Source organism: bacterium (assembly GCA_018814885.1).
In the GTDB taxonomy this organism is placed as follows: Bacteria; Krumholzibacteriota; Krumholzibacteriia; order LZORAL124-64-63; family LZORAL124-64-63; genus JAHIYU01.
The window spans coordinates 1-16,204 of the sequence record JAHIYU010000082.1 but is presented as its reverse complement, the minus strand read 5'-3'; the positions used below and the strand labels follow the sequence as shown (position 1 = coordinate 16,204).

Annotated in this window: 11 protein-coding genes; 10 read left to right on the top strand and 1 reads right to left on the bottom strand. The window is 70.0% G+C overall.

Going from position 1 to position 16,204, the window contains the following annotated elements:
• Positions 1-988: HEAT repeat domain-containing protein (locus KJ554_05060; GenBank protein MBU0741708.1), on the bottom strand; the 988-nt coding region annotated here is incomplete at its 3' end.
• A gap of 143 nt (positions 989-1,131) precedes the next feature.
• Here KJ554_05060 and KJ554_05055 point away from each other — a divergent pair.
• The 10 genes from KJ554_05055 to KJ554_05010 form a co-directional block, all read left to right on the top strand.
• Positions 1,132-2,166 (top strand): aspartate-semialdehyde dehydrogenase, encoded by a 1,035-nt coding sequence (locus KJ554_05055; protein ID MBU0741707.1) that lies wholly within the window; start codon positions 1,132-1,134, stop codon positions 2,164-2,166.
• 1 nt (position 2,167) lies between these two features.
• Positions 2,168-2,959 carry a tRNA pseudouridine(38-40) synthase TruA gene (truA, locus tag KJ554_05050; protein MBU0741706.1) on the top strand — a complete coding sequence of 264 codons (792 nt, stop codon included), beginning with the start codon at positions 2,168-2,170 and terminating at the stop codon, positions 2,957-2,959.
• A 10-nt stretch (positions 2,960-2,969) separates the two neighbouring features.
• Complete coding sequence (gene fsa, locus KJ554_05045; protein ID MBU0741705.1) at positions 2,970-3,617, top strand: fructose-6-phosphate aldolase; 648 nt, start codon at positions 2,970-2,972, stop codon at positions 3,615-3,617.
• A gap of 61 nt (positions 3,618-3,678) precedes the next feature.
• Positions 3,679-4,899, top strand: a complete 1,221-nt coding sequence (locus KJ554_05040; protein MBU0741704.1) for a trypsin-like peptidase domain-containing protein — start codon at positions 3,679-3,681, stop codon at positions 4,897-4,899.
• Between the two features lie 165 nt (positions 4,900-5,064).
• A complete protein-coding gene (locus KJ554_05035; GenBank protein ID MBU0741703.1) occupies positions 5,065-6,369 on the top strand; it encodes an adenylosuccinate lyase in 1,305 nt (434 codons plus the stop codon).
• Complete coding sequence (gene purL / locus KJ554_05030) at positions 6,366-9,635, top strand: phosphoribosylformylglycinamidine synthase subunit PurL (GenBank protein ID MBU0741702.1); 3,270 nt, start codon at positions 6,366-6,368, stop codon at positions 9,633-9,635. Before KJ554_05035 ends, purL begins: the two co-directional genes overlap by 4 nt.
• Positions 9,636-9,695: 60 nt before the next feature.
• A complete protein-coding gene (locus tag KJ554_05025) occupies positions 9,696-10,343 on the top strand; it encodes a hypothetical protein (protein MBU0741701.1) in 648 nt (215 codons plus the stop codon).
• Positions 10,315-11,751 (top strand): amidophosphoribosyltransferase, encoded by a 1,437-nt coding sequence (locus KJ554_05020; protein MBU0741700.1) that lies wholly within the window; start codon positions 10,315-10,317, stop codon positions 11,749-11,751. The genes KJ554_05025 and KJ554_05020 overlap by 29 nt, the downstream gene beginning before the upstream one ends.
• Positions 11,752-11,780: 29 nt before the next feature.
• The gene (locus tag KJ554_05015) at positions 11,781-14,534 is read left to right on the top strand and encodes a TIGR03936 family radical SAM-associated protein (GenBank protein ID MBU0741699.1); all 2,754 of its coding nucleotides are present in this window, start codon (positions 11,781-11,783) and stop codon (positions 14,532-14,534) included.
• 25 nt (positions 14,535-14,559) lie between these two features.
• Positions 14,560-16,204: Rne/Rng family ribonuclease (locus KJ554_05010; GenBank protein ID MBU0741698.1), on the top strand; the 1,645-nt coding region annotated here is incomplete at its 3' end.

Genomic DNA, 16,204 nt, shown 5'->3' with positions numbered 1-16,204 from the left:
GCAGCAGGCTCTCGCGCGCCGCGGCGGCGGGAGGCAGGGGCAGGTCGGCCACGGCGCGGGCCATGGCGGTCAGGGCCGTGCTAGCCGCGTGCGGGTCCGCATCCCGCGCACCGGCGGCCAGCAGACCCACCAGTTGGGCATGATCGCCGTCCCGGGCCAGGGCGTCCCCGCCCAGTGCGCCGAGGGCCCCCAGCATCGCGATCCTGATCCTGTTCCCTTCGCGACGAGAGAACCTGCCCGCCCGCTCGCCGCAGTCGATGACCGCCGCCAGGGCGTCCGGTCCGCCTTGCCGGGCGAGGGCGCGGCAGGCGTGAACTCGGATCTGGGGATCGCCCGCGGTGGCGAAGGGGGCGATGTCCGCGACCAGATCCCGGCCCGGTACGCGCTCCGCGCAGCGCAACGCCCGCCAGACGATCTCCGGTTCGGGGCGCACCAGTCCGGTGCGCACGACGTCCGCCAGGAGGGTGGAATCGACGTCCGCGGCGCGGTCGCGCAGGGCGTTCCAGGCCAGGATCGCCTCGCGCTCCGGGCCGTACAGGGCCGTCTCCACCAGGGACCGGCCGTCGTGGGGCAGGCGGGCCAGGGCGAAGAGCGCGGCTTCGCGCAGGGGAGCCCGGTCGTCCTTCAGCAGATCGACGAGGGGTCCGACGGCGTCGGCGTCGCCCATGAAGCCCAGGGCTTCGGCCGCGGCGATCCGCACCGCATCGCTGGGATCGTCCAGTCTCGCGATCACCTCGCGCAACACGTCGGCGCGGCCGATCCGGCCGGCGGCGCCCAGGGCGGCGCGGCGGACGTGGGCGTCGTCGTCCGACAGCATCGCCACCAGCGAATCGGTGTCGGCCAGGCGCCGGTCCTCCCAGCGGGCGAGCGCCTCGCGGGACGACTGTCTCCGCTCAGGCGGGGCGCAACCCGTCGCGAGCAATGCGCCGAGCGCCGCGACGGCCAGCGCGCCCGTCGTGATGATTCCTGCCGGTCCGTATCCGCGCATCGGGCCCTCTCCCCGGTTGACGTGTCCGTGACCATAGCATCGGTCGCCTTGGCTGTCCACGCGCAGGCTTTGACCCCCCGCCGCGCCGCTGCTAGACTGACGTGGCAAGTCTGCACCGTCATGCGCGAAGGCGAGGGAAGGGAATGCGAACCGCGATACTCGGCGCCACGGGACTCGTGGGCAGGGCCATGCTGGACCTCCTGGCGGCGCGCGCCTGGGTAGACGAACCGCCGCTGCTGCTGGTCAGCGAGCGCTCCGCCGGCAAGCAGCTCGCCTTCCGGGGGGAGACGCTCACCTGCCGGGATGCGGCCTCCGCGGAGCTCGGCGGCCTGTCGGTGGCCCTGTTCAGCGCGGGCGCCGCGGCCAGCCGCGAATACGCCGCCCGCTTCGCCGCGCAGGGCGCCTGGGTCGTCGACAACTCGACCGCCTTTCGCATGGACGACGACGTACCGCTGGTCGTGCCCGAGATCAACGCCCGCGAACTGCCGCCGCCCGGGCGCATCGTCGCCAATCCCAACTGCTCGACCATCCAGGTGGTCATGGCCCTGGCCCCCCTGCACGACGCCTTCGGCATGAAAGCCTGCCACGTGACCACCCTGCAGTCCGTCTCGGGCGCGGGGGGACGCGCCCGCAGCGCGCTGGAGGAACAGCTGCGCCTCTGCCTGCCCCGGCTGCACGGCGCGTCGGGACCGAGCCGGGAAGAGGACGTCACCGGCGGCATCTTCCCCCGCCAGATCGCCTTCAACGCCGTGCCGGAGATCGGCGCGCCCGTGGCTGACGGCTCCTTCGCCGAGGAGGAGAAGGTCGTGCGCGAGATGCGCAAGATCCTCGGCCGGCCGGAGCTGGCCGTGACCTGCCTGGCGACGCGGGTGCCCGTCTGGAACGGCCACTCGGCGTCCATCCGCGCCGTGTTCGAGCGCCCCGTGGACCGTGACGCCGCCCTGGCCGCCCTGCGCGCGATGCCCGGCCTCCAGGTGGCGGATTCGCCGCACGGCTACCGCACGGCCCTCGGCGCGAGCGGGGAGGACGACGTCTTCGTGGGGCGCGTGCGCACCGAGCCGGGCCGCGACGACGTGCTGCTGCTCTGGGTGGTGGCCGACAACCTGCGCAAGGGCGCGGCCCTGAACGCGGTGCAGATCGCCGAGCGTCTGGTCGCGGCGGGCGGGGCGGGCCGCTGAGATGTCCCGCACCGTGCGCATCGACCTGGCCTACGACGGGACCGATTTCCACGGCTGGCAGATCCAGCCGGGACTGCGCACCGTCCAGGGCGAGCTGTCGCGGCTGCTCGCGAAGCTGCTGGGACGCGGGGCCGTGCCCACCGGTGCGGGACGCACCGACGCCGGCGTGCACGCCCTCGGCCAGGTGGCCCACGTGGCCGGCTTGAATACCGACGAGGCGCAGCGCGTTTGCCGCGCCCTGTCCGCCATGGCGCCCGGGGACCTGGACATCCGCGCGGTGCGCGAGGTGTCGCCGTCGTTCGACGCCCGCTTCTCGGCGCGCTGGCGGCACTACGCGTACCGGCTGGGTTTCCGGCGCGACATCTTCCGCCGTCGCGCCGAATGGCAGGTGAACCGGGATCTCGACCGCGCGGCCCTGGACGCCGCCGCGGCTCACGTGCCCGGCGAGCGGGATTTCAGCAGTTTCTGCAAGACCGCGTCGTTGAGGGAGAACAACCGCTGCGACGTGCGGCTTTGCCGCTTTGACTGGGCCGACGACTCGGCTATCTTCCAGATCCGGGCCGACCGTTTCCTGCACCACATGGTGCGGACGCTGGTCGGCACCCTCGTGGAGGTCGGGTGCGGGCAACGGGAGCCCGCGGACATGATCGCCATCCTGACGGCTCGCGACCGGCGCGCCGCGGGCAGCATGGCGCCGCCCCACGGGCTCTACCTCGCGGCGGTGGGTTATCCGCAGCAGCTGGACGACCCCGCCTACACCGATCCGGGCGACGATCCCGGCGTTGAACGCTGAAGGAGACGCCATGAAGTTCTTCATCGATACCGCCGACCTGGACGAGATCCGCGACGCCCTGTCCATGGGCGTGCTCGACGGCGTAACCACCAACCCCAGCCTGATGGCCAGGGCCGGACGCCGGGACACCGACGCCCTGCTCAAGGAGATCTGCGACATCGTGCAGGGGCCGGTCAGCGGCGAGGTAGTGGCCCTGGACACCGCCGGCATGATCGAGGAGGGCCGCCGCCTGGCCGGCCTCAGCGAGCACATGGTCGTCAAGATCCCCACCACGCTGGAGGGCCTGAAGGCGACCCGCGCCCTGAGCGAAGAGGACATCCCGGTCAACGCCACCCTCTGCTTCTCGTCCAGCCAGGCGCTGCTGATGGCCAAGGCCGGCGCCGCCTACATCTCGCCCTTCGTGGGCCGGCTCGACGACGTCAGCCAGGACGGCATGCAGCTCATCGAGGATATCGTGGAGATCTACGAGAACTACGAATATCCCACCGAGGTCATCGTGGCCAGCGTTCGGCATCCCCTGCACGTGGTGCAGTCGGCGCTGCTGGGCGCGGACATCGCGACCATCCCCCACAAGGTCATCAGGCAGCTCGTGGGCCATCCGCTGACGGACAAGGGGATGGACGCCTTCATGGCGGACTGGAACAAGCTCCAGGGCTGACTTGTAGGAGGATGCCGGCCGCGTGGTGCGGCCCGTATCCGGCTGACTCTGGAGGATCGTGTTGAGGAAAGCTCCCGTCTGGACCGGCATCGTCATCGGCGTGCTCTTCGGCCTGCTCCTGGGCGCGGCGTACGTCATCGGCTGGCGCTCGGCTCCCCGCGCCGTCGCGACCGGCGTCGGCGCCCGCGACACGATCGTGGTGAGGGAGGTGGCGGAGCCCGGTTTGTCCGAGACCAGCGGTTTCGGCCGGCGCAACGCCATCGTGCGCGCCACCGAGAGGGTCTCGCCGGCGGTGGTCAGCATCAACGCTATCCAGCACCGCACCGTCACGCGCAGCCTCGTACCGCGCGGTTGGGAATACTTCGAGCGTTTCTACCCGGGGATGTTCCCCCAGCGCGCCTTCCGGCAGGACGTGGCCAGCATGGGCTCCGGCGTGGTCGTCTCCGACGACGGTTTCATCCTGACCAACGTGCACGTGGTCGAGAGTGCCGACGAGCTGGTGGTGGCGCTGAACGACGGCCGCCAGTACAGCGCCCGGGTGCTGGAGAAGGTGCCCACCTGGGATCTGGCCCTGATCCAGCTCGTGGAGCCGCCCGCGGACCTGCCCGTGGCGACCCTGGCCGATCCCGGCGACGATCTGTACATAGGCGAGTGGGCCATCGCCATCGGTTCGCCCTTCGGCTACCTGCTGGCCGACACCCAGCCGACCGTCACCATCGGCGTGATCAGCGCCCTGAACCGCGACATCAAGAACACCAACAGCGAGGGCCAGGCCTTCCTGGGCATGATCCAGACCGACGCCGCCATCAATCCCGGCAACAGCGGCGGCCCCCTGGTCAACAGCCGCGGCGAGGTGATCGGCATCAACACCTTCATCTTCACCGAGAGCGGCGGCAGCATCGGCCTGGGTTTCGCCGTGCCCATCGCGCGGGCGCAGTGGATCATCCGCGAGGTCCGCGATTTCGGCTACTTCCGGCGCGCCTACGTCGGCTTCGGCATCGTGGAGGTCAACGAGCTGATCGCCCAGTCGCTGAACCTGCCGAGCACCGACGGCTTCGTGGTGCGCGACGTGATCTCCGGCTCGCCCGCCGCCAAGGCCGGCCTGCAGCCCTACGACGTGATCATCAGCATCAACGGCGTGGCGCTCAACGACGCCGACACCTTCAACCGCCTGGTCTACGAGGCCAAGGTGGGCACCCAGCTCGAGTTCATGGCCTACCGCGAGGGGAAGGAGTTCGCGGGGACGATCGTGCTGGAGGAGGATCCCCGGCGGCGGGAGTAGACGCGCCCCGCCCTGCAAGTGATGCTTCCTTTCTGGTCCGATCTGGGCTATGTTCTCCGGCGTTCCCACGACCTGCCTCGCGTCCCCCGCCCGCCCCGGGCGTCAGGGGCTGGATGTTGATGATATACAGATAGTTACCGATGGGTCGTTCACCGAGGTGCTGCCTTGATACCCCGTTACGAAACCCCCGAGATGCGGGCCATCTGGTCGCTCCGCCGCAAGCTCGAGATCTGGCAGGAAATCGAGATCCTCGTCTGCGAGGTGCGGGCCGAGCGCGGGGATATCCCCGCCGAGGCCGCCCGCGTGATCCGCGAGAAGGCGGCCTTCGATACCGACAGGGTGCTGGAGATCGAGCAGACCGTCCATCACGACGTCATCGCGTTCTTGACCGACCTGGGCGAGAACATCGGGCCCGAATCCCGCTACGTGCACGAGGGCATGACCAGCAGCGACCTGGGCGACACCGCCTTCGCGCTGCAGATGTGCGAGGCGGGCGAAGTGCTGCACGGCGCCTTGCGGCAGCTCCTGGACGTTCTGAAGACCCGCGCGCTCGAGCATCAGCACACGCCCATGGTGGGACGCAGCCACGGCATCCACGCCGAACCGACGACCTTCGGACTGAAGCTGCTGGTCTACTGGGCCGCCCTGCGGCGCGGCCTGCGCCGTCTGGAGGCGGCGCTCGATGACGTGAAGGTCGGACAGATCTCCGGTGCGGTCGGCACCATGGCCCACTTGGATCCCGAGATCGAGACGGAGACCATGCGCCGGCTCGGCCTGGAGGCGGCGCCGGTGGCGACGCAGGTGCTGCAGCGCGACCGTCACGCGTCGTTCTTGACCAGCCTGGCCCTGATCGGCGCCACCCTGGAGCAGATGGCGGTGGAGATCCGCAACCTGCAACGGACCGACGTCCACGAGGTCGAGGAGCCCTTCGCCAAGGGGCAGAAGGGCAGCTCGGCGATGCCCCACAAGAAGAACCCCATCATTTCCGAGCGGATCACCGGCATGGCCCGCGTGCTGCGCGGCTATGCCCTCACGGCCATGGAGAACGTCGCCCTGTGGCACGAGCGCGACATCAGCCACAGTAGCGCCGAACGCATCATCTTCCCCGACGCATGCCACCTGCTGCACTACATGCTGGGCAAGATGAGCTGGCTGATCGAGGGTCTCGTGGTCTTTCCCGAGCGCATGCTGGAGAACATGGCCCGCGTGCGCGGGATGGTCTTCTCCCAGACTGTGCTGCTGGCCCTTGTCGGTGCGGGCGCCTCCCGCGAGGACGCCTACGCGGCGGTGCAGCGCTGCGCCATGCGCGTGTGGGACGAGGACATCGATTTCCGGGATAGCCTGCGCGCCGACGCATGGGTCACCGGGACCCTCGGCGAAGACGGCCTGTCTCGCTGTTTCGATCTCGCCCACCACCAACGCAACCTCGACCGGATCTTCACGCGCACCCTCGCGCCGGAGCGGGCATGACCCGCGATCCCTCCTTCGCGACCCTCGACGCCGCTGCCTTGGGCGACAACGCGTTGCGCGCCGCGCTCAAGACCCACGCGCTGACCCTCACGCCGGCCGAGGCGCGCCGCGTCCAGGAGCTGCTCGCGAGAGCCCCGACGCTCACCGAACTGACCCTCTTCGACACCATGTGGAGCGAGCACTGCTCCTACAAGAGCAGCCGTCCCACCCTGAAGGCGTTCCTGCCCACGGACGCGAGCAACGTCGTCGTGGGACCGGTGGAGGACGCGGGCGTCTTCGATTTTGGCACCGTGGACGGCGTGCGCTACGGCATCGTCATCGCCCACGAGAGCCACAACCATCCCAGTCAGGTGATGCCGGTCGAAGGCGCGGCAACGGGCATAGGCGGCATCGTGCGTGACGTCTACTGCATGGGCGGCGAGGTGATCGGCACCCTCGACCCTCTCAGGTTCTGCTGGCCGCAGGGTCCCGGCGCCGACCACCGCCTGGACATCGCCCGCCAGGTGGTCACGGGCATCTGGGAGTACGGCAATGCGCTCGGCGTGCCCAACCTGGGCGGCGACGTCTACTTCCACCCTTCCTTCGACGACAATTGCCTGGTCAACGTCGTGGCCGTCGGGCTGGTGCCCCTGGATCACATCACCCACTCGGCCGTGCCGCCGCAGGCCAAGGACGAGCCGTACGACCTGGTGCTCGTGGGCAAACCCACCGACTGGAGCGGCATGGGCGGGGCGGCCTTCGCCTCGGCCACCCTTGACGCCGCGGCCGCCACCGAGAACAAGGGCAGCGTCCAGGTGCCAGATCCGTTCCTGAAGCGCGTGCTGACCGTGGCGAACCGGGAAGTCCTGGGCAAGGCGCGCGAGGCCGGTATCACCGTGGGCTTCAAGGATCTCGGCGCGGGCGGCGTGAGCTGCGTCACCAGCGAGCTGGCCGACGCCGGCGGCTGCGGCTGCGATGTGGATCTCGCCCTGGTGCACACCGCGGGGGACGACGTGCCGGCGCGGGTCGTCGCCTGCTCCGAGACCCAGGAGCGGTACTGCCTGGCCGTGCCCGCGCGCTTCACCGGCGAGGTGCTGCGCATCTACAACGAGGAGTTCGCGCTGCCGACCCTGTACGAGGGCGCCTGCGCCCGCCGGATCGGTGTCGTGACCGACGACGGCGTCTACCGCCTGCGCCACGGCGACCGTATCCTGTGCGAATCGCCCGTCGCGACCGTGACCTGCGGCGTGAGCTACGCCCGCGCGGAGGCGCCCGCCCCGCCGCCCGCGGTCACGGGACCGAAAGCGCCGGAGGCGCCCGACGCGGCGATCGCCGAGGAGTGGCTGCAGCTGCTGGGGCACGTGAACGTCGCCTCGCGAGAGCACCTCTACCGCCACTACGATTCCGAGGTGCGGGGCTGCGCCGTCCTGAGACCGGGCGAGGCCGACGCCGGCGTGGTGGCGCCGGTCCCCGGCAGCGACCTGGGCGTGGCGGTCAGCGTCGACGGCAACCCCCTGCTGGGCCTGGCGGACCCCTATCTGGCGGGGGCGCGCGCCGTGACCGAGGCCGCCCGCAACGTGGCGTGCGTGGGGGGACGCCCCGCGGCGGTGACCGACTGTCTCAACTTCGGCAATCCGGAGGTGCCGGAGGTCTTCCGTCAGTTCCGCGAGGCGGTGCGCGGTGTCGGCGACGCCTGTCGCGGCCTCACCCTGCACGCCCGCGGCGTCGAGCCGCTGCCCGTGGTGTCCGGCAACGTCTCCTTCTACAACCAGAGCGCCAAGGGCAGGACCGCGGCGCCGTCGCCGATCGTGGCCTGCGTGGGCAACGTGTCCGACGTCTCGCACTGCCGCAGCATGCACTTCAAGCAGGCCGGCAACCGTCTATACCTGGTGGGGCTGCCCAACGACCGGATGCAGGCCTCGTTGGCCCGCGAGGTCGGTCTGGCCGTCGGCGAGGACCTCCCGCCGGGCCTCGAACTGGAGGCGGTCCGTGCGGAGATCGACGCCGTCTGCTCTCTCCACGAGGCGGGACTGGTCCAGTCGGCGCACGACGTCAGCGACGGCGGGTTGGCGGTCTGCGTGGCCGAGATGGCCCTCGGGCTGGAGGGACAGGGCTGTCTCGGCGCTGACCTCGCCATGCCGCGTCCCTGTGCCCACCTGACGCCGCGCGAATTCCTCTACAACGAGCGCGGCGGCTTCGTGGTGGAGGCGAAGCGCGCCAACGCCGGACGGATCGAGCGCATCCTCGACGCCGCCGGCGCGCGCTGGGCGGCGCTGGGCGCGGTGACCGATGGAGACGTCTTGACCCTGCGCGACGCTGCGGGCGTTCCCGTCTGTGCCGCGGCCCTGGACGAACTGGAGCTCGCCTGGCGCGAGGGGTTGACGCGTCTGCTGGCCACGCGCGACCTGCCGGACCCCGCCGACCGCCGCCTGCCCGCTCCCGGCCCGGACGGGGAGGCGTTCGTGGCCCCGGCGCTCGCGACCGGCGCTGCGCCCAGGATCGCCGTGCTGCAGCTCCCCGGCATGAATTGCGAGGACGAGTCCGCACGGGCGCTCGCCGCTGCCGGGGCTGCGCCAGAGATCTTCCGCTGGACCCGCTCCGCGCGGGAACTCGCGGTCTTCGACGGTTTTCTCGTGCCTGGCGGTTTCTCCTACCAGGATCGCGTCCGCGCGGGCGCCGTGGCGGCCAAGGATCCCCTCATCGCGGCGCTGCTGGACGCCGCGGCGGCCGGCAAGCCCATCCTGGGCATCTGCAACGGCTGCCAGGTCCTGATCGAAGCGGGACTCGTGCCGGGCCGCGAACCAGGCCGTCTGGAGGTGGCGTTGGCGCCCAACCGATACCCGGGCCGGCGCGGCTATTTCACCCGCTGGATCGTGCTGGAGAGAGCCGAGGGGACGCGCAGCCGCTTCCTGAGCGGCCTGCCCGTCTCGTTGCCGTTGCCCATCGCGCACGCCGAGGGGCGCTTCACGCACGAGGATCCGGACCATTTCGGCGTCCTGGCCGCCGAGGGTCTGCTGGCTTTGCGTTACGCGGGCACCGATGCCGACGGCCGCGGGCCGGCCAATCCCAACGGATCGCTGCTGGCGGCGGCCGCCCTGACCAACCCTGCCGGCAACGTGCTCGCCATGATGCCCCATCCCGAACGCGCGGCCTGGCTTTTCCAGGTTCCCGAGGATCTGAACCATCCCTGGGGACGCCGGCGGCGGGCGGCGACGGGCGACGGCGCGACCTTGCGGGGTGACGGACCGGGCATGGCCCTGCTGCGCAGGCTGGTGGAACTCTGCTGATGGCACCTGCTTCCCGGGCCCGAGGCCCAAGGGAGCGACTTGCCATACTGGAGGCGATCTATGATCATTCAGGTTACCTTGATGACCTGCCACAAGGGCGTGGACCTGCACGCGGAGACGGCCGAGCGCGTCATGCGCGACGTCCTGCCCGGCGGAGCGGCCCTGGAGATGCTCCACCGCGCCGAATTCCATACCTTCTGGCAGGCCCGAGGCGAACCGGCGCCGGAGTCCGTGGAGCGGTTGCTCACCGTGGGGCGTTTCTTCAACCCCAACAAGCACCACTTCGCGCATTTCCGGCGCGAGAGCGACGACGAGACCTGGTTCACCGCGGACGTGCTCGGCGGGGCCCTTCCCGGCGACTGGCCGGGCGAGCCGATCGCCACCGATCTGCCCGGCCCCCTCGACGGTCCCTATGACCGGTTGCTGGGCGGCGCTCCCCGACGGGACGCGGCGACCGTCGATGTCTGCACGTTTCCGCTGGGCGAGACCGGGCCCCTGCTCTCCGGTGTCGTGTGGAGGATGATCTTCGAGCCCGGCACGCCGGATCCGGAAGCGCTGGCCGCCCGGCTGACCGAGGCGCGCGGGGTCGGCGCTGGCCTGCTGGTCAACCCGCACATGCAGGGTTGGTTGGTCGCAGGCGACGCGTTCAGGACAGTTCATAATCGTCAGGGGAGGCGGCATGGCCGCGGAAGGACATCACTGGCGTGACGAATGCGGCGTGGTCGGCATCGCCGGCTGTCCTGGCGCCGGCGAGCTGTCCGTCCTGGCCCTGCATGCTCTCCAGCATCGTGGACAGGAGAGCGCCGGCGTCTCCGTCTCCGACGGGCACGCCGTATCCACCTACCGCCGCATGGGACTGGTAGCCGACATCTTCACCGAAGACGTGGTCAAGAAGCTCGGCGGCACCTTCAGCATCGGGCACGTGCGCTATTCCACGACGGGCACGTCCCGGGTGGAGAACGCGCAGCCGATGCAGGTCACCTGCCACCGCGGCGCCGTCGCGGTGGCCCACAACGGGAATCTCGTCAACGCCCACGTGCTGCGCCGGGGGATGGAGCTCGAGGGCTCGATCTTCGGCACCACCTGCGACACCGAGGTCTTCCTGCACCTGATCGCCCGCAGCCGCACCGGGACCTTCGAGGATGCGGTGTCCGGAGCCTTGCAGCAGGTGGAAGGCGCGTACAGCCTGCTCGTGCTTACGCGCGACAAGTTGATCGCGGTACGCGATCCACTGGGTTTCCGCCCCCTTTGCCTGGGACGGTTCAAGGACAGCTACCTGGTCGCCTCGGAGAGCTGCGCGTTCGACATCATCGGCGGCGCGTACCTGCGGGACGTCGAGCCCGGCGAGATGGTCATCCTGGACGGGAATGGCCTCGTCAGCCGGCGCCTGGCCCCCAAGGGCCGCATCACCCAGTGCGTCTTCGAACACATCTACTTCTCGCGTCCCGACAGCACCGTCTTCGGCGAGAGCGTCGACGAGATCCGCCGCCGCTGCGGCGCGGTCCTGGGCCAGGAAAGCCCGGTCGACGCCGACTTCGTCTGCTCGGTGCCCGACTCGAGCAACACGGCGACCCTCGGCTACGCCCAGCAGACGGGTCTGCCCTTCGAGCTCGGATTGATCCGCAACCACTACGTGGGCCGAACCTTCATATCGCCAGCCCAGAAGGTCCGGGACATGTCTGTGCGCATCAAGTTCAATCCCGTCCAGAGGATCCTGACGGGGAAGCGCGTCGTCCTGGTCGACGACTCGATCGTGCGCGGCACCACCATGCGCAAGCTGGTCAAGCTGATCCGCGCCGCGGGCGCGGCCGAGGTGCATCTGCGCATCGCGTCGCCCCCGATCACGCATCCCTGTTATTACGGGATCGACACGCCCGTGCGCAACGAGCTGATCGCGTCCAGCCATTCGGTCGACGAGATCGCCACCTATCTGCGTGTCGATTCCCTCGCATATCTGTCCATCGAGGGCCTCCTGAAGGCGACCGGCAAGCCCGGGCATTACTGCTCGGCCTGCTTCGACGGCCGGTACCCCGTGCCTTTCGAATCGGACTTCACCAAGGAGATCATGGGCCGGAGCGCGGATACCCCGGAAGTGGGCTCTCCGGGTGGGCGGTAGCGCCCGGTCGAGATCGGAATAGAGGCCTCGTGCAGGCACCCGCCCCGGGCGGCGCCGGCCGCCCCTTACCGTGGCACGCTGATCCGCAGCAGCTCGAGACGGTGCTGCGGCGCAGGATCCTGCCGCTCGTGACCAAGCCCGCCCGCTATCTCGGCGGCGAGCTCGGCGCCGTGCGCGTGCCCTGGTGCGGCGACAGGGCCAACCTCCTGCTGGCCTTCCCGGACGCCTACGAGGTCGGCATCTCCAACAACGGCCTGCGCATCCTCTACGCCGGTCTGAATGCCGCGCCGGACACCTACGCCGACATCGTCTTCTCACCCTGGCCCGACATGGAGGAGCGCCTGCGGGCGGAGGGCATCCCGCTCTTCTCGCTGGAGGCTCGCAAGCCGGTGCGCAGTTTCGATGTGCTGGGGATATCCTTGGGTTACGAGCTCTGCTACACGAATGTCCTGAACATGATAGATCTGGCGGGCATCCCTCTGCGCGCCGCCGACCGCGGCGACGGCGATCCCGTGGTGATCGTCGGCGGCCACTGCGCCGCCAACCCGACCGTGCTGGGATCCTTCGTGGACCTGTTCTGCCTCGGCGACGGGGAGGACGTCGTGCTGGACGTCGCCGCGGCGGTGCGCGCCTGGAAGCGCGAGCGCGGATCCCGCGCCGAGCTGCTCGCGAGACTGCGCGGCATTCCGGGCACCTGGTGGGAAGGCAGGCGCGAGCGCACAGAAGCTCGGGTGGTGAGCGATCTCAACGATCATCCGCCGCCGGCGATCCTGGTGCCGGCCATCGAGGCCGTGCACGATCGTCTCGCCCTGGAGGTGATGCGCGGCTGCGTCCGCGGCTGCCGGTTCTGCCAGGCCGGCATGATCACGCGACCGGTGCGAGAGCGCGACGTGGCGAAGGTCGTCGCCGCGGCCGTCAGCGGCGCGCGCGAACTCGGCTGGGACGAGATCTCCCTGCTGTCGCTGTCCACCTGCGACTACAGCGGCCTGGGCGAGGCCATGGCCGCGATCCTCGCGCGGACGGCGGGCTCCCGGACGAACCTGGAATTGCCGAGCCTCCGCGTCGACGCACTCGACGAGTCCGTCTACGACCTGATCCGCCGGCAGAAGCCGGCGTCGTTCACCTTCGCGCCGGAAGCCGGCAGCCAGCGCCTGCGCGACGTCATCAACAAGAACGTCACCGAACGGGACGTGCTCGACAGCGTGCGTCTGGCCAGCGACGCCGGCGCCAAGCGCATCAAGCTCTACTTCATGATCGGCCTGCCGACCGAGACCGACGCCGACCTGGACGCCATCGTCGACCTGGCGGGCAAGGTGGTCGCCGCGGTTCCGCGCGGCGGCTCCCAGATCACCGTCTCGGTCTCGCCCTTCTCGCCCAAGGCCCACACGCCCTTCCAGTGGGCGGGGCAGATCGATCGCGACGCGATGGCGCGGCGCAACCGGCGCCTGCTCGACGGTCTGCGTCCCCTGAAGGTCAAGGTGAGCCTGCGCAACCCCGACGTGTCCAGGCTCGAGAGCGTGCTGGGTCTGGGCGACGGACGGCTCGGCGACGTGGTCGAACACGCCTGGGCGGCCGGCGCCCGCTTCGACGGCTGGGACGAGCAGTTCGAGGCGGCGCTCTGGGATGAGGCCTTCGCCGCGGCGGGCGTCGCTCCGGAGGCGTACCTTGCGCCGCGCGATACCGCCGATCCGTTGCCCTGGGACGGGATCTTCGCCCAGATCGACCGGGAATTCCTGCGTCGCGACTGGGAGGCGGCGCAGCGCGGCGAGACGGTTCCCGACTGCCGTCTCGACGGTGCGTGCGGCCAGTGCGCGGCCTGCGACGGCGAGCTGCAGCATATCTTCGCCGAGCGCGGGATCGAGCGTCCCGGCCCCGATGGCATCGCCGACGATGGAGCGGGGGGGACCCCGGCCTCTCCCGAAGGCGGCGAGCAGGGCTTCGACCCCCGCAACGCCGATCCCACGGATCCCGGCCGGGAACGCGACCGCTGGCGCAAGTGGCGCGACCGGTCCCCGGGGAAGTGCTGGCACCGCGTCGTCTACGCCAAGACCGGCGACGCCGCGTTCTGGGGCCACCTCGACTTCCAGCGGCAGGTACGCCTCGCGCTGCGTCGCGCCGGGCTGCCGGCGGCGTACAGCCAGGGCTTCAATCCCCAGCCGCTGCTCAAGTTCGGACCGCCCCTGCCGGTGGGCGTCGCCGGCGACGCCGAGATGCTGGACCTGGCCTTCACGCACCTCGCCCCGGCGTGGGAGGAAACCCTCAACAGGCATCTGCCCGCAGGCGTGCGGGTGCTGGCCAGCGCGGAAGTCGGGCCGGTCCTGTCGGGCGCCATAGACAAGGACGTCGACAGGTACGATTATAGGGCCGTCCTTCCGCCACCGGGGGAAGGCGGGCCCGAGCCGGAGGCGTCGCGGCGGGCGATCGCGTCGTTCCTGGATACCACCTCGCGGATCTACCTCCGCCGCCGTCCCAAGGGCGACATCGAAGTGGACGTGCGGTCCCTGGTCTGCGGCGATCGCCTGACCGTCGAGGATGCGCCGTGCCCGGAGACGGGCGGCGCCGTGCTGAATTTCTCATTGCAGCGCCCGCCCGGCGAGGCCGGCCTGCCCGTGTTTGATTTTCTCGCCGCCGTCTGCGGCGGTCTTCTGCCCGAACCGCGCCTGGCGCGCGTACGCCGCACGGCCTTGCTGGCGCGCCGCAGGAATGGCGGGTGGATGTCGCCCTTGGTTAGGATACTTGAATTGAACCAGCGGTTATGGCTGCGCAAGCACCTGTCGGCCTGATCGCTCAGAAGGGATACGTTCCGAAATGCGCAAAGAAATCATCATCAATTCGAATCCCCACGAGATTCGCATCGGCATCCTGGAGGACGACGACCTCGTCGAGTTGCTCATCGAACGCGCCGACGCCAAGCGGATCGTGGGCAACATCTACCGGGGCGTGGTCACGTCGGTGAAGCCGGGGCTCCAGGCGGCTTTCGTGGACATCGGGCTCGAACGCGCCGGCTTCCTGCACGCCTCGGACCTGGTCCACGAGGATCCGGACTCGGCCGAAGCGGTGGACGGACCCGGTCCCGCCAGCCACGGGCGCTCCCGCACCTACCGGGACGTGCCGAACATCGGCGACGCGCTGAAGGTCGGCGACGAGATCCTCGTCCAGGTCACCAAGGAGCCTATCAGCAGCAAGGGGCCCCGTCTGACCGCCGACATCAGCCTGCCCGGCCGTTTCCTGGTACACATGCCGCAAGGCACGCACGTGGGCGTGTCGCGCAAGATCGAGGACCGGCGCGAACGTGTGCGGCTGAAGAAGGTACTGGAGGAATCACGGCCCGATACGGGCGCCTTCATCATCCGCACCGCCGCCGAGGGGGCCGACGAAAAGGCCGTCCGCAACGACGTGAAGTATCTCGCGAGCGTCTGGCAGGAGATCACCCAGAGCGATCGCGCGGCCAGCAAGGCGCCCTGCCTGGTGCACGAGGACGTGGGCATGGTGGTGGGCCTGATCCGCGACATCTTCAAGGACGACGTGGAGCGCCTGATCATCGACGACAAGGAAGACTACAAGCGGCTCTTGAAGTACGTGCAGGTCTTCGCGCCGGATCTCAAGAGCCGCATCCAGCACTACCGGGAGCCGCAGGCCATCTTCGAGCGCTTCGGCATCGAGCAGGAGATCCGCAAGAGCACCGAGCCGCGCGTCTGGTTGAAGAAGGGTGGCTACATCATCATCGAACAGACCGAGGCGCTGGTGTCGGTGGACGTCAATACCGGCCGCTTCACGGGCCGGCGCAGCCAGGAGGAGACCATCGTCGAGACGAACCTGCTGGCAGCGCGCGAGGTGGCCCGTCAGCTGAGGCTGCGCGACATCGGCGGCATCATCGTCATCGACTTCATCGACATGGAGAGCGAGGGCAACAAGCGCCGCGTGCAGAACGAGCTGCGCGGCGTGCTGAGGCGGGACCGCGCGCGCACCAAGATCTTTCCCGTCAGCAACCTGGGGCTGATCGAGATGAGCCGCCAGCGGGTGCGGCCCTCTCTGGTGAGTTTTCTCAGCGACGATTGTCCCTACTGCAAGGGCGCGGGGAAGGTGCTCAGCCTGGCGACCCTGGCCAACAACGTCGAGCGGGAGGTGCATCGCGTCCACCACAAGATGGGGGAGAACCAGATCCAGATCCAGACCAACCCGCTGCTGGCGCTCTACCTGCTCAGCGAACGGTCGGATCAGCTCGACGACCTGGCGCGCGAGCACGACCTGACCGTCGATGTCCTGGACGATCCCGCGCGGCACCGCGAGTTCTTCCAGGTCGTGTCCCTGCGCACGGACAAGGACCTGATTGCCGAGGCCGATCGCAAGTCCAAGCCCTGGGGCCGCGGCAGCCGCGGCCGGGGGCGCGGCCGCGCTCCGGCGATCGCCAAGCACGCCAAGGCGCCCGATCGCGAGCCCGATCGCGAGCCCG

Excerpts from the sequence above, each read along its gene's own strand:
- KJ554_05020 (MBU0741700.1), top strand. The coding sequence starts at position 10,315 with ATGGCCGCGGAAGGACATCACTGGCGTGACGAATGCGGCGTGGTCGGC.
- KJ554_05025 (MBU0741701.1), top strand. The coding sequence starts at position 9,696 with ATGATCATTCAGGTTACCTTGATGACCTGCCACAAGGGCGTGGACCTG.
- truA (MBU0741706.1), top strand. The coding sequence starts at position 2,168 with ATGTCCCGCACCGTGCGCATCGACCTGGCCTACGACGGGACCGATTTC.
- fsa (MBU0741705.1), top strand. The coding sequence starts at position 2,970 with ATGAAGTTCTTCATCGATACCGCCGACCTGGACGAGATCCGCGACGCC.
- KJ554_05055 (MBU0741707.1), top strand. The coding sequence starts at position 1,132 with ATGCGAACCGCGATACTCGGCGCCACGGGACTCGTGGGCAGGGCCATG.
- purL (MBU0741702.1), top strand. The coding sequence starts at position 6,366 with ATGACCCGCGATCCCTCCTTCGCGACCCTCGACGCCGCTGCCTTGGGC.